Source organism: Bacillus sp. FSL R5-0820 (assembly GCF_038593385.1).
In the GTDB taxonomy this organism is placed as follows: Bacteria; Bacillota; Bacilli; order Bacillales; family Bacillaceae; genus Bacillus; species Bacillus altitudinis.
Window position 1 is genome coordinate 1685283 of sequence record NZ_CP151991.1, and the last position, 21991, is coordinate 1707273.

At 40.9% G+C, this 21991-nt stretch carries 26 protein-coding genes; 20 read left to right on the forward strand and 6 right to left on the reverse strand.

All coding sequences use genetic code 11. The features are described from left to right. Positions 1 to 23: 23 nt before the first annotated feature. Positions 24 to 1349, reverse strand: coding sequence for a S8 family peptidase (locus tag NST15_RS08525; RefSeq protein ID WP_272511534.1), 1326 nt, complete (start codon positions 1347 to 1349; stop codon positions 24 to 26). A 584-nt stretch (positions 1350 to 1933) separates the two neighbouring features. On the opposite strand from NST15_RS08525, the gene NST15_RS08530 reads away from it, so the two are divergent. Together NST15_RS08530 and NST15_RS08535 are read left to right on the forward strand one after the other, a co-directional pair. Then, a complete protein-coding gene (locus NST15_RS08530) occupies positions 1934 to 2668 on the forward strand; it encodes a poly-gamma-glutamate hydrolase family protein (RefSeq protein ID WP_007499447.1) in 735 nt (244 codons plus the stop codon). A 76-nt stretch (positions 2669 to 2744) separates the two neighbouring features. Further along, positions 2745 to 3194, forward strand: a complete 450-nt coding sequence (locus NST15_RS08535; RefSeq protein WP_272511535.1) for an OsmC family protein — start codon at positions 2745 to 2747, stop codon at positions 3192 to 3194. Positions 3195 to 3240: 46 nt separating this feature from the next. On the opposite strand, the gene NST15_RS08540 is transcribed toward NST15_RS08535, so the two are convergent. The 4 genes from NST15_RS08540 to NST15_RS08555 form a co-directional block, all read right to left on the reverse strand. After that, positions 3241 to 3609, reverse strand: a complete 369-nt coding sequence (locus tag NST15_RS08540) for a multidrug efflux SMR transporter (RefSeq protein WP_007499443.1) — start codon at positions 3607 to 3609, stop codon at positions 3241 to 3243. 15 nt (positions 3610 to 3624) lie between these two features. Then, the gene (locus NST15_RS08545) at positions 3625 to 3942 is read right to left on the reverse strand and encodes a multidrug efflux SMR transporter (RefSeq protein WP_017367286.1); all 318 of its coding nucleotides are present in this window, start codon (positions 3940 to 3942) and stop codon (positions 3625 to 3627) included. A gap of 2 nt (positions 3943 to 3944) precedes the next feature. Beyond that, on the reverse strand, positions 3945 to 4487 hold the full coding sequence (locus NST15_RS08550; RefSeq protein ID WP_008344015.1) for a TetR/AcrR family transcriptional regulator: 543 nt from the start codon (positions 4485 to 4487) through the stop codon (positions 3945 to 3947). A gap of 112 nt (positions 4488 to 4599) precedes the next feature. After that, entirely contained in the window at positions 4600 to 4863 is a 264-nt protein-coding gene (locus tag NST15_RS08555) for a hypothetical protein (protein ID WP_017359036.1), read from the reverse strand. Between the two features lie 104 nt (positions 4864 to 4967). Between NST15_RS08555 and NST15_RS08560 the strand changes: the two genes are divergently transcribed. The 9 genes from NST15_RS08560 to NST15_RS08600 all read left to right on the forward strand — a co-directional run bounded on the left by NST15_RS08560 (position 4968) and on the right by NST15_RS08600 (position 11842). Then, the gene (locus tag NST15_RS08560) at positions 4968 to 5369 is read left to right on the forward strand and encodes a YmaF family protein (RefSeq protein ID WP_007499437.1); all 402 of its coding nucleotides are present in this window, start codon (positions 4968 to 4970) and stop codon (positions 5367 to 5369) included. Between the two features lie 68 nt (positions 5370 to 5437). Further along, the gene (miaA, locus tag NST15_RS08565; protein ID WP_272511536.1) at positions 5438 to 6388 is read left to right on the forward strand and encodes a tRNA (adenosine(37)-N6)-dimethylallyltransferase MiaA; all 951 of its coding nucleotides are present in this window, start codon (positions 5438 to 5440) and stop codon (positions 6386 to 6388) included. Between the two features lie 25 nt (positions 6389 to 6413). Next, positions 6414 to 6635, forward strand: coding sequence for an RNA chaperone Hfq (hfq, locus tag NST15_RS08570; RefSeq protein ID WP_003211269.1), 222 nt, complete (start codon positions 6414 to 6416; stop codon positions 6633 to 6635). A 162-nt stretch (positions 6636 to 6797) separates the two neighbouring features. After that, a complete protein-coding gene (locus NST15_RS08575) occupies positions 6798 to 7130 on the forward strand; it encodes a YmzC family protein (protein WP_007499435.1) in 333 nt (110 codons plus the stop codon). A 79-nt stretch (positions 7131 to 7209) separates the two neighbouring features. Next, positions 7210 to 7422 (forward strand): hypothetical protein, encoded by a 213-nt coding sequence (locus NST15_RS08580; protein ID WP_003212415.1) that lies wholly within the window; start codon positions 7210 to 7212, stop codon positions 7420 to 7422. Positions 7423 to 7687: 265 nt separating this feature from the next. Beyond that, positions 7688 to 8080 (forward strand): class Ib ribonucleoside-diphosphate reductase assembly flavoprotein NrdI, encoded by a 393-nt coding sequence (nrdI, locus tag NST15_RS08585; protein WP_017359034.1) that lies wholly within the window; start codon positions 7688 to 7690, stop codon positions 8078 to 8080. Then, on the forward strand, positions 8040 to 10142 hold the full coding sequence (nrdE, locus tag NST15_RS08590; protein WP_017359033.1) for a class 1b ribonucleoside-diphosphate reductase subunit alpha: 2103 nt from the start codon (positions 8040 to 8042) through the stop codon (positions 10140 to 10142). The genes nrdI and nrdE overlap by 41 nt, the downstream gene beginning before the upstream one ends. 17 nt (positions 10143 to 10159) lie before the next feature. Beyond that, positions 10160 to 11140: a class 1b ribonucleoside-diphosphate reductase subunit beta gene (gene nrdF, locus NST15_RS08595; RefSeq protein ID WP_008344010.1), complete on the forward strand. Its 981-nt coding sequence runs from the start codon at positions 10160 to 10162 to the stop codon at positions 11138 to 11140. Between the two features lie 84 nt (positions 11141 to 11224). Then, complete coding sequence (locus NST15_RS08600) at positions 11225 to 11842, forward strand: hypothetical protein (protein WP_046343578.1); 618 nt, start codon at positions 11225 to 11227, stop codon at positions 11840 to 11842. A 55-nt stretch (positions 11843 to 11897) separates the two neighbouring features. On the opposite strand, the gene NST15_RS08605 is transcribed toward NST15_RS08600, so the two are convergent. Further along, positions 11898 to 12656 carry an N-acetylmuramoyl-L-alanine amidase gene (locus NST15_RS08605; protein ID WP_008344009.1) on the reverse strand — a complete coding sequence of 253 codons (759 nt, stop codon included), beginning with the start codon at positions 12654 to 12656 and terminating at the stop codon, positions 11898 to 11900. A gap of 320 nt (positions 12657 to 12976) precedes the next feature. On the opposite strand from NST15_RS08605, the gene spoVK reads away from it, so the two are divergent. The 9 genes from spoVK (at position 12977) to NST15_RS08650 (ending at position 21810) form a co-directional block, all read left to right on the forward strand. Next, on the forward strand, positions 12977 to 13936 hold the full coding sequence (spoVK, locus tag NST15_RS08610; RefSeq protein ID WP_008344008.1) for a stage V sporulation protein K: 960 nt from the start codon (positions 12977 to 12979) through the stop codon (positions 13934 to 13936). 120 nt (positions 13937 to 14056) lie between these two features. Beyond that, positions 14057 to 15319 carry a GTPase HflX gene (gene hflX, locus NST15_RS08615; protein WP_017367291.1) on the forward strand — a complete coding sequence of 421 codons (1263 nt, stop codon included), beginning with the start codon at positions 14057 to 14059 and terminating at the stop codon, positions 15317 to 15319. An 18-nt stretch (positions 15320 to 15337) separates the two neighbouring features. Further along, the gene (locus NST15_RS08620) at positions 15338 to 16618 is read left to right on the forward strand and encodes an aminotransferase class I/II-fold pyridoxal phosphate-dependent enzyme (protein ID WP_046343581.1); all 1281 of its coding nucleotides are present in this window, start codon (positions 15338 to 15340) and stop codon (positions 16616 to 16618) included. A 91-nt stretch (positions 16619 to 16709) separates the two neighbouring features. Beyond that, positions 16710 to 17120, forward strand: a complete 411-nt coding sequence (locus NST15_RS08625; RefSeq protein ID WP_135227066.1) for a MerR family transcriptional regulator — start codon at positions 16710 to 16712, stop codon at positions 17118 to 17120. A gap of 60 nt (positions 17121 to 17180) precedes the next feature. Beyond that, positions 17181 to 18515: a type I glutamate--ammonia ligase gene (gene glnA / locus NST15_RS08630; RefSeq protein ID WP_007499421.1), complete on the forward strand. Its 1335-nt coding sequence runs from the start codon at positions 17181 to 17183 to the stop codon at positions 18513 to 18515. 326 nt (positions 18516 to 18841) lie between these two features. Beyond that, positions 18842 to 18976, forward strand: coding sequence for a hypothetical protein (locus NST15_RS08635; protein ID WP_255817034.1), 135 nt, complete (start codon positions 18842 to 18844; stop codon positions 18974 to 18976). A gap of 87 nt (positions 18977 to 19063) precedes the next feature. Further along, positions 19064 to 20752 (forward strand): T7SS effector LXG polymorphic toxin, encoded by a 1689-nt coding sequence (locus NST15_RS08640; protein ID WP_342499053.1) that lies wholly within the window; start codon positions 19064 to 19066, stop codon positions 20750 to 20752. A gap of 20 nt (positions 20753 to 20772) precedes the next feature. Further along, positions 20773 to 21192 (forward strand): hypothetical protein, encoded by a 420-nt coding sequence (locus tag NST15_RS08645; protein ID WP_041507244.1) that lies wholly within the window; start codon positions 20773 to 20775, stop codon positions 21190 to 21192. Positions 21193 to 21669: 477 nt separating this feature from the next. Beyond that, positions 21670 to 21810 (forward strand): hypothetical protein, encoded by a 141-nt coding sequence (locus tag NST15_RS08650; RefSeq protein WP_160282801.1) that lies wholly within the window; start codon positions 21670 to 21672, stop codon positions 21808 to 21810. Positions 21811 to 21991 lie beyond the last annotated feature (181 nt).

Genomic DNA, 21991 nt, shown 5'->3' on the forward strand with positions numbered 1-21991 from the left:
AAAAACGTAAAGGGCTTTTTTATTTATTCTTGAATTGCTTTTTCTGCGTCGATGGCACCTGCTCCGTAAATCATTGGATCCTCTCCAGACCACTTGCTTGTATTTTCTTTTAATAAAGTTTTGACTTCATCAGGAGTTAAATCTGATGAATGCTCTAATAATAGTGCGCAGATACCGGCACAAATGGGTGTCGCCATCGAAGTGCCAGATAATGTCGTATAAACATCATCGACTCTGCTTGATTTATCTAGTTTATCTAGGAATGATCTTGGTGATCTAAGAGAGACGATATTGACTCCTGGTGCGAGGAGGTCGGGCTTTGTTTCACCATAGACCGTTGGACCTCTGCTCGAAAATGGTGCCACGACATCGTCACTTGATTCGGGCGTATTTCGATCATCATAGGCTCCGACTGTAATGACTTTTTGACTCACGGCAGGGCTGGCGATCGTTTGACTGTTAGGGCCGGAGTTCCCAGCAGCAACGCATACGACAATCCCTTGATCCCAAGCCGCATTGACAGCGCGCACCATCGGATCGTCTTGTTCGTCATCATAACGCTGCGCATCGCCGCCAAGTGACATACTGATAATGTGAATTGGGTCGTCAGGATGGTCTTCGTTGAACTGTATGCACCATTCAACACCTTCTATAATAGTAGAAAGTGATCCAGCGCCTTGTTTATTTAACACTTTTACCCCAATGATATTGGCTTTTGGAGCGGGTCCTTTGTATAAGCCGTCTGAAGCAGCTCCGTCTCCAGCCACATCCCCAGCGCAATGCGTTCCATGACCGTTATCATCATAAGGTTTCGTTTTTTGTTTGACTAAATCTACAAAGTCGCGAATTCTTCCTTCTAAGTCCTGATGTGGGTATACGCCCGTGTCAACGACCGCAACCGTAATGCCTTCGCCAGTTAAGGTCGTGCCATTTCGAACGACTTCATCCGCATGACTTGATTGTGTCGCCACATCCAGCAGTGCATGTACCTGTCTATCTAAATATATTTTGCGAATATGCTTCCCATTCGCTAAGAGTTCCTCTAAAGCAGCAGGGGTAAGATGAGCTGCGCAGCAGTCAATGTGTGAAAAATGTTTTTTGATGTTTGTTTTTCTGCTTTTTTTCAATAGCTGCTTTGTGCTTTGAATACCTGCTTCGACTGCATCTTCTTTAAATTCAATGATGACCCGAAGCTTCTTGCTCTTCTTTAACCTACCTTCAAAAAAACGATGAAGAAAACAAGGTGTCCACTTAAAAGGCTTATAGAGGTGAAGGACGGTCTCTCTTAAAGGTTGATCCAATTTACTAGCATGTGTTCTGACCATTTGTACCATGGAAAATCCAAACATGTGATGCCCTCCATTCTAGCTATCAATTCTCGTACACTCTTACGTTATGAACATGACAGCATCTTCGTTCGGATTCTTGTCCCTTCTTTTGTTCATATTGGCGTCTGACTCATTTCATCCAAAAAGAAAAAGCGTTTACATTTTGTAAAATAATAGAAAAAGGTGGAAATCATATCAAAACTGCCGATGATAGGTGGGAGAGTTCTTCTTAGAGAACCAGTAAAACAGAGGATTCTGCAGAAAAAAGGGGGTTCTAGACAGGGTCAATGCTCATACAAATGTGATTCATTCCAGATGAAAAAAACCAAATCCGCATAAAAAAAAGACGAATTAAAGAAAACAGACTGGGTAGGACTAGGTCATTTTAAACATAACTTCATTTGTTTGTCATACTATTCTAACTCTGTTTTCAATCAGGAAAGGCGTTTCTGTGTATATAAATGCAATTATCTTATTTTTGAGGAATCTCATGATCTAGAGTGTTATGATCAAATTTGAAGAGAAAATGTGGAAAAAATGAAAAGAAATGATGTTTCAATATTAATCATAGAAACGGCTTAGAAATCTGTTAAAGGAGAACGGGAATGAAGAAGTTTTTTGCTTTGCTTCTCCTGCTTGTCATCGGATGGGGCGTCTATTATACCATGCAAGCACAGGAACATGATGAGCCAGTGTCATCAGGTGGAGAAGACGAAAGCGGTTCAAATGATATGTATCGCAATTTTAAAGAACTGGAAGAGAATGAATCAACAGATCATTATCAAATCACATCCAATCCAGTGCCCGGCAGCCGTCTTCTAGTGATGTCGCCTCATGGCGGGAGAATCGAAGGCGGCGTTAGTGAGATTGTCCATTTTTTTGATAACGATTTTTCTACGTACTTATTTGAAGGTTTTAGAGAAAATGCATCAGAACTTCATATTACAAGTACAAACTTCGATGAACCAATCGGAGTCGCACAGGCAAAAGCACATGATTATGTATTAGCTGTTCATGGATATAAAGGGGAGCCGGGAATTGACCACACCCTTGTTGGCGGAACAGACTATGACCGTGCTGAAAAAATTGTGAACTCATTAGAGCGCAACGGTTTTTCTGCTGAACTTGCAGTTGCACACGCAACCCTAAGCGGAACGAGCAATCATAATATTAATAATCTTACAAAAACAGGGCAAAGTGTACAGCTTGAGATTAGTAGAAGTCAACGGGAAGCGTTATTTGACAGTTTCGATTTTCGGCAGCGATCGAGTACAAAAAACGAGACGTTCTACCGGTATGTCAGGGCGATTCGAACGGTGCTGGATGAAGAATATACGTAAGGATGGTGCACATCTTAAGACAGCAAGGTGAATTCTTGTTACACTATAAAAAGTGATAACAAAAGGAGAGACAGATATGGCGCGTCATCATTTTCATCTTCAGGCAAGCTGGCCTGGTCTGCGTAACGATGTGGGGACAATCGAATGTGCACAGTTAAAGACGGAGGTTTCCATTCCAAAAGAAATGGATGGACCGGGTATTGGAACAAATCCAGATGAGATGCTCCTAGGTGCAGCGGCCACATGTTATATCATTACACTTGCAGCCATGATGGAGCGGAGTCAATTAGAGAAAGAGGATCTATCGATGAGCTCTGAGGCAGTTGTCGATGTGACAAACGGTGTGTTTACATATGAGAAAATCATTCACCGTCCTGTCATCATTCTCAAAGAGTCTGCTACTGCACAGGACATAGAACGAGCTCGTAAGCTTGCACATAAAGCTGAAAGCTCATGTATGATCTCTAGAGCTGTGCAAGGGAATGTCCATATTTCTTTAGAAGAAACCATCAAAGCGGGTCATTAAGACAAAAAAGTCATTTTCTCTTGATTAATGGAGAAAATGACTTTTTTTATGACGTCCATTCGGTTTGATCGAATGGTTCTTTCTTTTCTTCCTTTTGTTTTTTGGATTGATTTAAGACAATGACGCCGCATATGACAAGTGCAAGACCAATGAATCCTTTCATATGAATGGTTTCGTTAAATAGTACGAGGCCCACAAGAGCAGTAAGTGCTGTACCGACCCCAGACCAAGTGGCATATGCAGATGACAGCTCAATTGTTTTGAGTGCCAAACTGAGAAAGGTAAAGGCGCACCCAAATCCGATCAGGACCCCCATACTCGGCAGCACCTGTGTAAAACCTTGCGAAAGCTTCAGCATCGTACTGCCAAAAACCTCTGTCAAAATGGCTCCTGTTAAATAAAGCATTCCTTTCATATCACTTCACATCCTTTAAGACATATTTAATAGTACGACCCCTGAAACAAGCATTGCCATTCCAATAAGTGCTTGACGGTTCAAGGTTTCTTTGAAAAAGAGCACGCCAAAAAAAGCCGTGAGGACGGTACCTACCCCAGACCATGTGGCGTAAGACATGCTAAGTGGAATGATATTAAGGGTCAATGACAGCATGTAAAAAGCAAGTGTATAGCCAGCGACAACGACAGCGCTAGGTTTAAAGCGTGTGAAACCATTTGATAGTTTCAGCATCGCTGCCCCAATCGCTTCTGAAAAAATGGCGATAGCCAAAAAAAGATATCCGAGGATCATCATCATCCCTCCTCTAAAATGTGTAAAATCCGATGAAGTAAAAGGGTTTTTTCCTCTCGATTCAATGGTTCAAGCTGAAACATTTCTGAAAACCATATGCCATCACAGGCAAGACGGATCAATTGGCTAAGTGCAGGGTCATTGATTTCCTCGGCTGCTTTTTCTTTAAATTCCGCATAAAAATGACGCCAAGGATTTAATAACGCTTCATCAAATGACATGGTTGCCAGCATACTTGTACATAGCTGTGTGGTGTTTTGCCTATCAAGATCATTTAATGTGGCCAATATATAGGCACGTACATAAGGCGCCTTTTCGTTTTTGTATGTTTCCTGATACGTGTCAAGCTGCTGACGAAAAGAGGCAACCGCATGCTCATTCATTTGCTGGATCAGGTCTTCCTTGCTCGAAAAATGATACAGTAGCCCGGCTTTGGTCATATTTGCATGTTCTGCCACCTGCTGAAGGGTGAGCTGACTCAATCCTTCTTTTAGAATGGTGTGAGCTGCTGCCTCAAAAATTTGTTCTTTTTTCGTTTTAGACATAAAAAAAACACCTACTTTACTGAACGGTCGGTAAAGTAAATGTTAACCTATGAAAAACAAATGTGTCAATCGATTCATTTTATAAGAGGATGTTTTCACTAAATCGTCATAATTAATAATAAGGGTATGGTCCATATGGCGGGTATGGCGGTGGATAAGGATAACCATAGCCATATCCTGGAGCAAGAAGCGACCCAGCTAGAAGCCCTCCAGCAAAACCACCTAAAAATGGCGGTCCAAAAAATCCAGGTCTCCCATAGCCAAAACCAGGGCGCCCAAAACCAAACCCAGGTCTTCCAAAACCAAATCCAGGGCGTCCAAATCCAAAAGGTCTTCTCATCTCATCTTGAACAAACGGTGCGTCAAAATAATTCATAAAAAAAGACTCCTTTCACATAAAATCACTGTAACTGACATCAGTGTATTCGAGTGGCCCACTTGTGTTTGGGTGAATGCCTAAAATAAGGAGGAATGTAAAAAATGGGCCTGTATCCGTCTGATTGGGCTAAATGTCCACCTCATGCTCATGCTTATAAAGCGCGAACGGATGTAACAGAAGAACATTATCATTTAATAGAAGGTATTTCTCAGCCTGTGAATGGAAGCAGTACCGATAGACATACTCATTATTATCGGGGGATCACGTCATTTGAAAGAGGGCATTTTCATAGATATTATGGCGTCACTGGACCTGCTATCCCAAGAGTGGACGGGACGCACTACCATGAAATTGAGGAAGTCACGTTTTCTGCCTATACCGATTCTGTCCCGATTCCATACGGGGGAGTCGTTTACAGTCCAGATGAAGAAAGGCCAACGCATAAGCACCGTTTAAAAGGAAAGACATATGAAGTGGTCGGGAATGAACCACTTGGCTGGTGACGGGAGGTTATAGGAGAGAAAGAGAAGTTATGCTATACTGTAGGCAGTTTGTAAAAGAGAGTGATGTTATGAAAAAACAACCAGTGATTGTATTAGTAGGTCCGACGGCTGTCGGAAAAACAAAGCTGAGCATTGATATAGCGAAAGCATTTAATGGAGAAATTATCAGCGGGGATTCCATGCAGATCTATAAAGGGATGGATATTGGCACAGCGAAAATCACCCCTGAAGAAATGAATGGCGTTCCGCACCATTTAATCGATATTAAACAACCGGATGAATCGTTTTCTACAGCTGAATTTCAGCAGCTTGTCCGCTTAAAAATCAAAGAGATTGCTGCGAGAGGAAAAACGCCCATGATTGTTGGTGGAACTGGGCTATATATTCAGTCTGTTTTATATGATTACACGTTTACTGATGAGAAAAGTGATCCTGCTTTTAGAGAAGAGATGACGCTGTTTGAACAGCAGCATGGACCGATCAAGCTGTATGAAAAGCTAAAAGAAGCCGATCCTGAGGCTGCAAAAGCGATTCATCCGAATAACGTCCGCCGCGTGATCAGGGCGCTTGAAATCATCCATACAACAGGTCAGAAAATGTCTGATATGCAAAACGGGCATCAAGAAATTCCTCTGTATGACACTGCCTTCATTGGGCTGAAAATGGACCGAGAGCTTTTGTACGAGCGCATTCATCAAAGAATTGATATGATGTTAGATGAAGGCTTAATTGAAGAAGTGAGCGCACTTTATCAATCTGGTTTGAAAGATTGTCAGTCTGTTCAAGCGATTGGTTATAAAGAGTTGTATGCCTATTTTCAAGGCAACTGCTCACTTGATGAAGCCATCCAGCAATTAAAACAAAATTCCCGAAGATATGCGAAGCGTCAGTTTACGTGGTTCCGTAATAAAATGGATGTCACCTGGTTTGATATGACACCACCTTGCCACTTTTCGGACAAAAAAGAGGAAATTTTCGCATATATAGCAGGAAAGCTTGGACTTAAAGCGAAACTGTAGTTATCAGAATCAAGGAGGACGAAACATGAAACCGATTAATATTCAGGACCAATTTTTGAATCAGATCCGCAAAGACAATACATTTGTCACAGTATTTTTACTGAATGGCTTTCAGCTTCGCGGTCAAGTAAAGGGATTTGACAATTTCACGGTGCTGCTTGAGACAGAAGGGAAGCAGCAGCTTATTTATAAACATGCGATTTCAACATTTGCACCTCAAAAAAATGTAAATCTTGAATTAGAATAAACACCCGTTTTCACCAATAGCCCCATGCAGCTGCGAATAAACCGGCCGAAACCCGCTACGTTTTTTGTCAGTGCAGAGGGGCTATTTTGCATGCCATGAAACTTTTCTGTCCAAGTTGCGTATAAATCCTTATTGGACATTTAAAAGGGTGAGGGGATTTATATGGAAAATGCAGAGCTTGAATTAAGAAGGATTAGAGTGATCCTTCTTTTGATTGGAATCGTTGTCTTATTTGGATCATGCGCCATCTCGAACATCGAAACGAGACAAGAAAGTTGGCATAACCATTCTGGTGAGCATGATGGGAGCCGTGTTGATGGTCTTTTACCATCATCTGTTGCGCTAAAAAATAATCACATTGCTGTTGTGAAAGATGATGAAGTACATGTATACCGGTTTGATGAAAAAGAAGGAGAGCTGACGCTCATTACGACAAAGTACATAGATGAATGGGATGAAGATGATGGTGATAGTGAAGACTTTGATGAAGAGTAAGCACGTAAATTTACAAATGAATGTGAAGTCGCTACACTATAAACATGCATCAGACATCTAGACAGAAAAGGATGAGTTCATGACACACAAAATTAAAATTAATCATTGGGAACAAACTTGTGAAGATGACTCCTGTTTCGAATATGGAACAAGCGTTTCTGTAAACGGGAAAGAGTTAGTAAGAGAAGCCTCGATCGTCTCTGCGCTTGAAGCGGTGCTGAAAGAATTAGGTGTTGAAGTGGAAATAACAGAAGTGTCAGAAGATTTACAGTGCGATGCCTACAAAAAATAAAACAAAAAGTCTAGTCTACTAAGCGATTTTTTTTCGTGTTATGATAGATTTCGGTTTCAGTTGAATAGGGAGTAGGGCAGTCTATTTTTAGAACCTGCTCTGCTCTATTTATTTGAACGTACGAGTTCGGCTATGAATGTTCGGCCGGGTTGGTTGATTTTTTTCGTTTCGAGCATCTATATATTGTGTTTTGAAAAAACATAGTATACTATATATAGTGAATAACGAAATGATCAACAATACTAAAAACTAGGTCGTGATGGAATTGATTCAAATCGTATTTGATTCAAAAACAGGAAATGTTCAACGCTTTTTGGACAAGACCCCTTTTACAGACAAACGAAAATTGACTGGAGAAGAGTTTTTGGATACGCCGTTTATTCTCGTCACCTTTACGACAGGATTTGGACAAGTCCCTGGTACCACTCAGTCATTTTTAGAGAAAAATGCGCACCTTTTACTAGGTGTAGCGGTGAGTGGGAACAAAGTGTGGGGAGATAACTTTGCCAAAAGCGCCGATACGATTTCTAAACAATATCAAGTTCCTATTTTGCACACCTTTGAACTAAGCGGAACAAAAAGGGATGTTGAATTGTTTACACAGGAGGTAGAAAGAATTGTCACAAAATCAGGTTCCAAAGTGGATACAATTAAATAACGAGATTATGATTCAAAAAGAAGGAAAGTTTCAGTTCGACAAGGACAAAGAAGCTGTACATAGTTATTTCGTAGATTATATTAATCAAAACACGGTCTTCTTTCATAATCTAGAAGAGAAGATTGATTACTTAATAGAAAACGACTACTATGAGGAAGAATTTTTAAGACAATACAGCATGTCAGATATTAAAGAAGTATTTGAAGCTGCATATGCCAAGAAATTTAGATTCCCATCATTTATGAGTGCGTTTAAGTTTTACAATGACTATGCACTGAAAACAAATGACAAAAAGAAAATCCTTGAACGCTATGAAGACCGCATTTCAGTTGTGGCTCTTTTCTTTGCGGGTGGAGACAAAAAGAAAGCACTTGAGTTTGTGGAACTGATGATCAACCAAGAGTATCAGCCAAGTACACCAACATTCTTAAACGCAGGCCGTAAAAGACGTGGTGAGCTGGTGAGCTGCTTCTTGCTTGAAGTGAATGACTCATTAAATGATATTTCAAGAGCCATTGATATTTCCATGCAGCTGTCTAAATTAGGCGGCGGCGTCAGCTTGAACCTTTCAAAGCTTCGTGCGAAAGGTGAAGCGATCAAAGATGTAGAAAATGCGACCAAAGGTGTCGTAGGCGTCATGAAACTTCTTGATAATGCATTCCGATATGCAGATCAAATGGGACAAAGACAAGGTTCAGGCAGTGCGTACTTGAATATTTTCCACAGAGATATTAATGATTTCTTAGATACGAAAAAAATCTCTGCGGATGAAGATGTTCGTGTGAAAACACTATCGATCGGTGTCGTCATCCCAGATAAATTTATCGAGCTTGCTAGAGAAGATAAAACAGCTTACACATTCTATCCTCATACAGTTTATAAAGCTTATGGACAGCATCTTGATGAGATGGATATGGAAGAAATGTATGACGAGCTTGTAGAAAACCCGAAAGTCAAAAAAGAAAAAGTCAATCCGAGAAAACTTCTTGAAAAATTAGCTGTTCTGCGCTCAGAATCAGGCTATCCATATATCATGTTCCAAGATAATGTGAATAGAGAGCACGCACTGAACCATATTTCACGTGTGAAATTCTCAAACCTTTGCTCAGAAGTACTTCAAGCTTCAGAAGTCTCTTCTTACACGGACTATGATCAAGATGATGAGATCGGACTTGATATTTCTTGTAACCTTGGTTCTTTAAATATCATGAACGTGATGAAAAACAAATCCATTGAAAAAACAGTCAAGCTTGCAACGGACTCACTTACACTTGTGTCTGAAACAACAGATATCCGCAATGCACCAGCTGTTAGAAAAGCGAACAAAGCGATGAAGTCAATTGGACTTGGTGCGATGAACCTTCATGGGTATTTAGCTCAAAACCAAATCGCTTATGAAAGTGAAGAAGCAAGAGATTTTGCTAATACGTTCTTTATGATGGTGAACTATTACTCCATTAAGCGTTCAAGTGAGCTTGCAAAAGAAAAAGGGGAAACATTCCATCGTTATGAGGGCTCTGGTTATGCAACAGGTGAGTACTTCAATAAATACGTAGAAAATGATTTCACTCCAAAAACAGAAAAAGCAGCTGCGCTATTTGAAGGCATGCACATTCCAACAAAAGAAGATTGGGCAGCACTCAAAGACTTTGTAGCGGAAAATGGCATGTACCATAGCTATCGATTATGCATTGCACCAACAGGTTCTATTTCGTATGTTCAATCGGCAACAGCGTCTGTGATGCCAATTATGGAACGTATCGAAGAAAGAACATACGGAAACAGCAAAACGTATTATCCAATGCCAGGACTTTCAGCACAAAACTGGTTCTTCTATAAAGAAGCATACGATATGGACATGTTTAAAGTGGTCGATATGATCGCAACCATTCAGCAGCACGTCGATCAAGGAATCAGCTTTACATTATTCCTAAAAGATACGATGACAACGCGTGACTTAAACCGCATCGATCTTTATGCACACCATAAAGGCATTAAGACACTTTATTATGCAAGAACGAAGGATACAGGGCAGGAAGGCTGTCTTTCTTGTGTTGTTTGATTAAAGGAGAGTTTAACGTGACAAAAATTTATGATGCAGCCAACTGGTCAAAACACGAAGACGATTTTACACAAATGTTTTACAACCAAAACGTCAAGCAATTCTGGCTTCCAGAAGAGATTTCCTTAAACGGGGACCTTTTAACATGGAAATATTTAGGTGAAGAAGAGCGAGATACGTACATGAAGGTACTGGCTGGACTGACGTTACTTGATACAGAACAAGGAAATACAGGAATGCCGATAGTGGCTGAACATGTGGACGGTCATCAACGTAAAGCCGTGTTAAACTTTATGGCCATGATGGAAAATGCAGTGCATGCAAAATCATACTCAAATATCTTCATGACGCTTGCACCGACTGAAACGATTAGTGAAGTATTTGAATGGGTCAAGAAAAATAAATTCTTGCAAAAGAAAGCAGATATGATTGTAGGTCTGTACCGTTCCATTCAAAAGGATGACCCGATTTCCTTATTTAAAGCAATGGTTGCTTCAGTGTATTTAGAAAGCTTCCTATTCTATAGCGGCTTTTACTACCCGCTATATTTCTACGGGCAAGGAAAGCTCATGCAAAGTGGTGAAATCATTAACTTGATTTTGCGCGATGAAGCGATTCACGGTGTGTATGTTGGATTGTTAGCACAAGAAATTTACAACAAACAAACACCTGACGTGCAAAAAGAGCTTTATGATTTCTCTATCGATCTGCTTAATGAGCTTTATGAAAATGAACTTCATTACACTGAGGATATTTATGACCAAGTCAATTTATCGCATGATGTGAAAAAGTTCATTCGTTACAATGCCAATAAAGCGTTAATGAACCTTGGATTTGCCCCTTACTTTGAAGAAGAAGAGATCAACCCAATTGTATTGAACGGACTCAATACAAAAACAAAGTCACATGACTTCTTCTCAATGAAAGGGAACGGCTACAAAAAGGCAACAGTTGAGCCGTTAAAAGATGACGATTTCTTCTTTGGAGATGAATCATAAGGAAAGCGTAAAAGTCAAAACGCATCACTCGTTTTGGCTTTTTGCCATTTCTAACAATGTGTTACATACTGGAGGTTACCGAACATGGGAAAAATGGACGAAATTATTTTAGTTGCACCGCGCGCACGCGTGTTCCAAAACGAAACACTTGCGTTTAATGGTGTGAATAGTGAAGAGAAAACAATCAGCACCATTATGAAAGAAATCGAAGAGCACTTCGAGCAAATGCGAAGAGGCGATGCAGAAGAAAATCCTGACTTTAAGCAGCCAATTCCATATGTTGTCATTAAGCGTGAGGACGAAGTGTATGTATATGAAAGACTTCAAGGCGGGGGAGAGACTCGCTTACATCATAAGTTATCTCTTGGCTTTGGGGGTCATATGAATTTCATTGAAGGAAAAAAATTTGCTGAGATTCTAAAAGAAAATACCGATCGTGAACTGGACGAGGAACTTTCGATTCAAGAAGAAGACAAACTTGAGATGAAAACCCTTGGACTCATTAATGATGATGACAATAGTGTCGGCCGTGTGCACATCGGACTGTTATCAGCACTTGAATTATCGCCGGGTGCTCATGTAGAAGTAAAAGAAACAGATCAAATCTCAGGCAAATGGATGAAAGTAACAGATTTGAAAAAGCCTGAGTACTTCGATCGTCTTGAAACATGGTCTCAATTTGTCGTGAACATTTTAGCATAATTGGATAGACAACAAACCGGCTCTAAAGATGACTTGAGCCGGTTTGTTTTTTAGATTATTGAAAAACGAATGCGTCGTGACCGGCCTGCTTTAATCGAGCGACGAGGTCATCTGCATTTTGCTTTGAACGGAAAGCGCCAGCTTGGACTCGGTACATGCCGCTATCCAGTACGACCAGCGCTTCAAATCCTTTGGATCTGAGTGTAGCTGCTAGTTCATCCGCATTGGCTTTGACCTTGAAAGCCCCTGCTTGCACTTTATATAGGTTACTTGCTTTTTTTTTCAATTGAAGGGCTTTTTCTAATCCAGTGGCATGAGCACGAGCGATCCCTTGAAGGAAAGTAGCGTTACGGAGCTTATTTGCATCAGCTACCGTATCAATGAAACCGTTTTCAGTTAAAATGGCAGACATAGAAGTTTCCCGCAGAACGTGGAAGTTCGCCGTTTTCTTGCCGCGGTCGGCAAAATCAACGGAGCGGACAATCTCATCATGAAGGGCATTGCGATACGTGGTGGTTGGTGCTGAAACGCCAGGGTACACATAACTTTCAAAACCTGTGCCTCCGCCAGCATTAATATGAATAGACACGAAATAGTCAGCTCCCCAGCTGTTTGCCGCATTCGTACGCTGGGATAACGTGACGGATTGGTCAATTGAACGACTTAAGCGGACGGAAACCCCATCATATTCACTAATCAACATATCTCTCAGAAAAAGCGCAATTTGCAGTGTGATATTTTTCTCCAAAAGTCCATTAGCAGCAGCTCCAGAATCTGTTCCTCCGTGGCCAGGATCAATAAAAATTTTCACCATCTATTCATCACCTCGTCTTTATTTTATGAGGAAATAGAAAAATTGCCTGTACAAAATGCGGAAATCATCGAGACTCTTTTCTGCACAATTTGGGAAGAAAAGGCGCTATTTTTCTAAGAAAAAACAAATTGTTGGTTTGTCCGCCCGAAATGGATGAATACAATGGAAATAGCACATCATTTCCTGGGAAACCGCACAATCCCCTACAATAACCGGTATCTCGGGTCATTTTGACAGTAAACCGATGCTAGTGCGGGCGATTGTCACGATTACAGCTCCACCCGAATAGATTAAAGAGAGAAGAGCGAGAGGTGAATACGTTGGAGCGAGCTGTCACATATAAAAATAACGGCCAAATCAACATTATACTTAATGGACAGAAGCAAGTATTGGTTGATGCAGATTCAGAGGCAGAATACTTAGAGGCCTTGCAAAAAAATGAGGCCAAACACAGCATCTTACGAGAAATAGAACGAGAAATGAACAGCCTTGTCGGGATGGATGAAATGAAACGAAACATAAAAGAAATTTATGCTTGGATTTTTGTGAATCAAAAAAGACAAGAACAAGGATTAAAGGTAGGAAAACAAGCGCTTCATATGATGTTTAAAGGAAATCCCGGCACAGGGAAAACAACAGTTGCACGGCTTGTCGGGAAGCTTTTCTTTGAAATGAATGTTCTTTCAAAGGGGCACTTAATTGAAGCAGAACGAGGAGATCTGGTTGGAGAGTACATTGGACATACAGCTCAAAAAACAAGAGATTTGATTAAAAAATCACTAGGCGGCATTTTGTTCATCGATGAAGCCTATTCTCTTGCCCGCGGAGGAGAGAAAGATTTCGGGAAAGAAGCCATTGATACCCTTGTAAAACATATGGAGGATAAGCAGCATGAATTCATCCTCATCTTAGCTGGATACTCCAAGGAAATGGATCATTTTCTTTCTCTAAACCCTGGTCTGCAATCGAGATTTCCGATTAATATCAACTTCCCTGATTATACGGTCGATCAGCTGATGGATATTGCAAAACGAATGATGGCCGATCGGGAATATGTCTTTACCCAAGAGGCAGAATGGAAACTGCGAGACTATTTAATGCACATCAAGAGCACAACGAGTCCTGCCAAATTCAGCAACGGCCGTTTTGTGCGAAACACCATTGAAAAAGCGATCCGAACTCAGGCGATGAGGCTGCTTCTTGTGGATCATTATGATAAAAAAGATTTACTTACGATTAAAAGCCATGATCTGCAAATGAAAGAGGATACGCCTTCTTGAAATGGCGTATCCTTTTTGTAAAGAGACAAGAAATTAAACCTTCCGAATGGTGGTATACGTGTGATGTGTTTGGTATGATGGTACTACTGAAACTTAAGTACAGAAAGGAAACAACTGACGTTGAATGAACATGAAATGATCGAAAAAGCGATCCTTGTCGGCTGTCAACTGCCGCATATAACGGATGAACGCTTTCAATATTCTATGGAAGAATTAGCTTCCTTAACAAAAACAGCTGGCGGTGAAGCTGTCAGCATCATGACGCAAAAAAGAAATAGACAGGACAGCGCGACTTACATCGGAAAAGGGAAAGTGGAAGAGCTTGAAGTGCTTTGCGAGGAGTTAGACTGTGACGTTATTATTTTTAACGACGAGCTTTCGCCTAGCCAGTTAAAAGCTTTAGCGACTGCCTTAGATGTGAAAATCATTGACCGTACGCAATTGATTCTAGACATCTTTGCCAAAAGAGCCCGTACAAGAGAGGGGAAGCTGCAAATAGAGCTTGCCCAGCTTCAGTATGCCTTGCCGAGACTGAGTGGACAAGGGATCAGCCTTTCAAGACAAGGTGGCGGAATTGGCGCAAGAGGTCCAGGTGAAACAAAACTTGAAACAGACAGACGTCATATTCGAAACCGCATACACGAAATTCACGGACAACTGTCTGCAGTCAAAGAACATCGCACGAGATACCGGGAACGACGGAAGAAAAATGGCGTATTCCAAATCGCTATTGTCGGGTACACAAATGCCGGGAAATCTACATTGTTTAACCAGTTAACAGAAGCGGATAGCCATGAAGAAGATTTGCTGTTTGCTACACTTGACCCAATGACGCGTAAAATGACACTTGAATCTGGCTACAGTGTGCTGATTTCCGATACAGTTGGTTTTATTCAAGACCTTCCAACCACACTGATTGCAGCATTTCGTTCCACTCTTGAAGAAGTAAAAGAAGCAGACTATTTGCTTCATGTGATCGATTCTTCGAATGAGGATTATGAAGGGCATGAACGAACGGTTCATAAGCTTTTAGAAGAATTAGAAGCTGACCGTATTCCGATGCTGACAGTCTATAACAAAAAAGACCAAATCCGGCCGGATTTTATCCCTTCCTCAAAGCAGCGCCACATTTTAATCAGTGCTAGGCGCGAGGAAGATGTGAAGCGGTTAAAAGCGGATATCATGGCTGAACTGAAAAAAGATTTTTTAAAGCCATATCATGTAAGAATTCCGGCATATGAAGGAAAACTCATATCTGCCTTAAAGTCAGAAACCTTGGTGGAATCACTGGAATTTCAAAAGGAAGCAGAGCTTTATGACATCACTGGATTTAGTGGTGAGGAGCAAACCATATTAGGACAAATCAAGAAGTATATGTTGTAGGAAAGGAATTAAATCACGATGTTTCACACTTTAAAACATGGCACCATTTTAGAAAAAATAGCAGCAGAAGCAGAACAAGACATTTCACAAATACATCAGCAAATTGATCGAAAGAGCGAACAAAATGAGTGGCGGGTTCTTGAAAGCTACCGGAAACATAAAGTCAGTGACTCTCATTTTAACCCGACAACTGGTTATGGCTACGATGATATGGGAAGAGACACGTTAGAAAAGATCTATGCGGATGTATTTGGAGGGGAAAGCGGTCTTGTACGCCCGCAGATCATTTCTGGAACACATGCCATTTCCATCGCCTTATTCGGTGTGCTAAGACCTGGCGATGAATTGATCTACATGACGGGGAAACCTTACGATACCCTAGAAGAGATTGTCGGGATTCGCGGCAAAGAAGGGACAGGCTCATTAAAAGATTTTCAGATCGATTACAAAGCCATTGATTTGCGTCAAGATGGATCTGTCGATTTCGACAAAGTCAAAGAATCTATTTCCCCAAAAACAAAAGTCATCGGGATTCAGCGTTCTAAAGGGTATGCTTCAAGACCATCCTTTACAATAGAAGAAATTGAACAAATGATTTCATTTGTGAAAGACATCAATGAGGACATCATAGTGTTTGTTGACAACTGTTATGGTGAATTTACTGAATTACAAGAGCCGTGTCATGTGGGCGCAGATCTTATGGCAGGTTCTCTCATTAAAAACCCAGGCGGCGGCCTTGCCAAAACGGGCGGCTACATCGTCGGAAAAGAAAAATGGGTAGAAGCTTGCTCTTATCGAATGACATCTCCAGGCATCGGCAGTGAAGCGGGTGCATCGCTGTATGCGCTCCAGGAAATGTATCAAGGATTTTTCTTAGCACCGCATGTTGTTGCACAAAGTTTAAAAGGCGCCGTGTTTACAGCGCGTTTTCTTGAAAAACTCGGGTTCCAAACAAACCCATCGTGGAATGCGAAAAGAACCGACTTGATTCAATCTGTAGAATTTGGAGACCCTAAAAAAATGATTGCATTTTGTCAGGCCATTCAATATGCATCACCGATTAACAGTCATGTCACACCGCATGCGAGCTATATGCCGGGTTACGAGGACGATGTTATTATGGCAGCGGGCACATTTGTCCAAGGAGCCAGCATTGAATTATCAGCCGATGGTCCGATCAGACCGCCGTACACAGCCTATGTTCAGGGCGGTCTCACGTATGCCCATGTGAAAAATGCCATTTGCAGTGCTGTAGATGCCTTATTAGAGCAAGGTTTTATTGAAGTGCCTGCTCGATAAAAAAATCCATGTTAATATTCCTAACATTTCGTTGACACATAATATAACATGACATATAATAAATTTAAGCAAAGAGGAGGAGACAGTTGAGATGAGTGATAACATTCGCCGCTCAATGCCTTTATTCCCAATTGGGATTGTCATGCAGCTAACAGAATTATCTGCAAGACAAATTCGCTATTATGAGGAAAATGGTTTAGTATTTCCAGCTAGAAGTGATGGGAATCGCCGATTATTTTCTTTCCATGATGTTGATAAATTACTAGAAATCAAAAACCTCATCGAACAAGGTGTAAACATGGCAGGAATCAAAAAACTTTTTGCCAAAGCTGAGGCAGAAAATCCATCGTCTGAAACAAAGACAGAGGAGAAAAACACAGCGAAGCACAACTTGACAGATGATGAACTCAGGAAGCTACTGAAGAAGGAACTCATTCAGGCTGGACGTTTCCAACAAGGAACGACCTTTAGGCAGGGGGATATGTCAAGGTTCTTCCGTTAACCAATTAGCAAAAGCATTGCTATACACATTTTACCTTTTGTAGGGGAGGAGTTTTACGAAATGGCAAAGTACACAAGAGAAGATATCGTAAAATTAGTAAATGAGGAAAACGTAAAGTACATCCGTCTGCAATTTACAGACATTCTCGGAACAATTAAAAATGTTGAGATTCCTGTGAGCCAGTTAGAAAAAGCTCTCGATAACAAATGTATGTTTGATGGTTCATCTATTGAAGGGTTTGTACGTATCGAAGAATCAGATATGTACCTATATCCAGATCTAAACACGTTTGTTATTTTCCCTTGGACAGCAGAAAAAGGTAAAGTTGCACGCTTTATTTGTGACATTTATAAGCCAGACGGAACACCATTTGATGGAGACCCTCGTAACAACTTAAAGCGTATCTTAAAGGAAATGGAAGAACTAGGATTTAGTGATTTCAACCTTGGACCTGAGCCAGAATTCTTCTTATTTAAATTAGACGAAAAAGGCGAGCCAACGCTCGAACTAAACGATAAAGGTGGATACTTTGACCTTGCACCAACAGATCTAGGCGAAAACTGCCGCCGTGATATCGTGCTTGAGCTTGAAGAAATGGGCTTTGAAATTGAAGCGTCTCACCACGAAGTAGCACCTGGACAGCATGAAATTGACTTCAAATATGCAGGCGCTATCCGCTCTTGTGATGACATTCAAACGTTCAAACTCGTTGTGAAAACAATTGCGAGAAAGCACGGTCTTCATGCGACATTCATGCCAAAACCATTGTTCGGTGTAAACGGGTCTGGTATGCACTGTAACCTATCATTATTCAAAAATGGCAAAAACGCATTCTTTGATGAAAAAGCAGATTTACAATTAAGCGAGACAGCTAGACACTTTATCGCAGGTATCGTTAAGCACGCAACAAGCTTCACAGCGGTCACAAACCCGACGGTGAACTCTTACAAACGTCTTGTTCCTGGCTATGAAGCACCTTGCTACGTAGCATGGAGTGCACAAAATCGCAGCCCATTGATCCGTATCCCAGCATCACGCGGCATCAGCACACGTGTAGAAGTACGCAGTGTAGACCCATCTGCAAACCCATACCTTGCACTAAGCGTATTACTTGCAGCAGGTCTAGACGGAATCAAAAACAAACTAGACGCACCAGCGCCAATCGACAGAAACATCTATGTCATGGATAAAGAAGAGCGCCTTGAAAACGGCATCGCTGACTTACCTGCAACACTTGCAGAAGCACTTGAGCTGCTCAAGTCAAACGAAGTCATGATCAACGCACTAGGCGATCACTTATTCGAGCACTTCATCGAATCAAAAGAAATCGAATGGGATATGTTTAGAACCCAAGTACACCCATGGGAACGCGATCAGTATATGTCTCAGTATTAATAAAGAAAACCCCTTGGAGCCATTGGCTTCAGGGGGATTTTATTTTTGTGGGTGTTTCTCATATTTCAAAATGAAGAAGCTGCCACCACAATTCACCCACAAAAAATGATGAAAAAATCACTCCATTATCTTGGAGATATACTCTTCATAATTATTCATTGAATCTGTGTCTATTTTTTCTAGTATGATGTCCAAGCCAACGAAGCTGTACCGATGCAGAAAGATGAGAAGCAGCTGCTAATGATTAGATTGCTTTCAAAGTGTGCAAGACGATTCTGACGGGAATGATCAAAAAGATGAGGAAGACGAGGACGGGGCTACATAAGGTGGCACGCAAACGATCAAGACGATTGTTCCTGCTTCTTGAGGTATGCGAAAAGCTAGGATTAAAGAAAGATCGATATTACAAATTGAAAAAGCAAGCAACGTTTAAACTTTCGACAGCACTTGGAATCATCTGAATGCTGTTTTTGTATCTTTATTCCTATTTCATGACAAACTTTGTGTTGGTAAAATTGACCTTGTCAATGAATAGGAAGGAGTGAATTCTGCTGGGCAAGATACTTGATGCAAAAGCACTAACCAGTGTCATGGATACAAGGGCAAAACACTATCAGGAACTCCGCGAACAAATGATCGATTTAAAAAAGGCACTTCATGGTGTTGCCAATCTCGGTGACGACTTCACTGGAAAAGGTGCCGATAACATTAAAAGCTTCTACAAAGAACTCGCCGGAAATGTGGACATGTTTATTAGTTTCATTGATAAACAAAAAGCCTTTCTTGAAGGTGTTTCTGGGACACTTGATGATACAAATTTTGGCGGCGACACTTTTGTAGAAGAACACTTTTTAGACAACGCTGTACATATGGGAATCAAGAATGCCAAAAGCATCGTGAAGGATCAAAAAAAGGCACTCATAACGATTTTTCAAGATATTGACGACCTCATTTCTCTGGAGGTATTTGATAGTAAAACCTTTGACGAAAAGATTGCAGATGCGGAAGATGAACGGAAGAAAACGGTTAAAGATTTAATAGAACTTGATCAAAATCTAAAAGATGAATATGCTTTGTCAGAGACTGAGGAGAAGGCTACAATGGCATTGTACGCAGAAATGATGAATGCGACAAATGACGGAAAATCCATTTCGCCTATGAATTTTGACAAGAAAGCGTATCAAAATAGCGAAATCTACAAGGCAAAAAGCGATATTGAGAAGCAAACTTCTGAATATCTAAAAATAAAAAAAGATCAAGAAGAAGCCCGCAAGATTGCAAAGGAACAAGAAGCACTAGCCAACCGTCCTTGGTATGAAAAAGCCCTTGATTACGGTGGGAATATCGTTAATGAGCTGACAGGCGTGAACGATGCAAAACGTGCCGCAACGGGCGTTGATCCGATCACAGGTGAAGAACTCACCGCAGGACAGCGAGTCGCCGCAGGTGGCATGGCAGCAGCAGGATATATCCCAATCGTCGGATGGGCAGGACGTATTTTCAAAGGCGGAAAAGCCGTCTATAAAACGACTCAAGCCACCTCAGCCGCAGTCAGAGCAGTCGACATCTATAAGACATCACAAAAGACCTTTGATGCCTTAAAAACATCCCAAAAAGGCTTATATGGTCTCACCGCCACCAACGGCTTCAGCGAAGCGATTACTGGTAGAGATATGTTTGGGAATAAGATCTCGAAAGAACAGCAGGAGGCGAGTATGAATGCGGCGCTTGGAATGCTTTTGCCGTTTGGGGCGAAAGGGTTTCATGGAAAGGTGGGAATTCAGGGTGCAGGTGGAGATTCTGCTAGAAGAACTGTAATTAGTCCAGAAATTGAAGCTAAGATTCTAGAAGGACAACGGAAGGTCCCCAAAAATCAGTTAATAGGTGGACATTCGCCTAGAATTAATAATGATAATGAAAAATTTGCAGTTGAAGTATTATCAACAAATGCGGATGGTACAAAAAATGTTGTATTTACAAAACAGTTTTCTGATGGAAATATCTCTAAGATTAAAAAAAGCACGCTCTTTCCTGATTCTTGGAAGGATGAGAAAATTCTCAAAAGTATTACCGACGTTGGAGATACAGCAGCTATTTCATCAAGATTAAGAGATAGAGCAACTTGGCATAGAGCACGTATTGATGGTGTAGAAATTGATGTGATTAAAGTGGGGAAAGATGTAACTAGCGGGTATCCGACAGGTACAGAAAATGCTTTACGCCCATCAGGATTTTAATTTAAATGGAGGTATTAAATGTGTTTAAGGAATTAGATAATCTTTTATCTGCTGATACAACGGTAGATTCGTGGTATGACGACGGGTGTTTGATTGCTAGTGAGATTCTCTCGGATTTTAGCCTGAACGATTGGGAAGAATTATCAAATCAGGTGCGCAATAAGCCAATAGAGTGGCAGCGGAAAATTGCGTATTGTCTGGATAATGAGTGCAATGAATATGAGTTGAAAATTTTAATGGATTTGTTGAATACTAATGATAAAGAACTATTTGAGATCTGTATTGATACATTGAGAAGTTTTCCAATTGAGCAAGGCAAAAAATTGATATTGGAGCATCCTCAAATTTTAGAACGTGTAAATCATTTGTTGGCTACTACTGCGAATACACCAGCAAAATTAGTTCTTCAAGATTTTCTTTCAAAAATAAATTCAAATTAGTTCGTTTTTAATGAGATTATGCAAAAAGACCTTGAATGGCTTAATACCTTTCAAGGTTTTGGTGTTATTGGACTTCAAGCCGAGAAAAAGGGGGGATAAAAAGGGACCTTTTTTCCTAAGTGGATCATCGTATAATAGAGACAAGCAAAACGAACGTGAATATTTTGTCCAGAAGGAAGAACCTGCGGACGCTGATCATTGAGCACTATAAGTGCCTTGATTGGTGTCCGCTTTTTTTATTGGGAGACGCGTCTTTCCCTTATCAATGGCGTATCTGGACTGTTGAGGAATGTGGCCATACGAGAGGGACATTCTGAGCCTGGATAGCAGTTGGTCTGCGGCGGCCGTATCGAGGACAGTTATTCATTTTATGATGATGAACTGTACGTGGCATCATCTCGGAGTGTAGTCATCATTTCAAAATCTATTTAAGCGAATAGCGTAAGGTGGTACTTATTCGGCAAGGAGAGTATGAACATGAAGATCAGAGATTCTTTATCTGTAGACACAACGAAGCAATTAAAGCGCATTGCTCTTGGTTCTAATAAGTGGTTGTTGCGATTCAGAATCACAATGATTACATTTGTGGGCCAAACCTTATTCCTCAACGAAAAGTAGAAGGGAAATGGGTCACAATCAAGACGAATTCACCTAACCTGTTTAACCCAGCAGAGAAAAAGTATGATGAATTCGATATCAAGGAATCACTGGGTAACAAAAAAGGTACGTATCGATTCAAGGTTGATGTAGAGTGCTACGACAAGAATAGTAATCATGTTGAAACTGTTGGTACATTCTA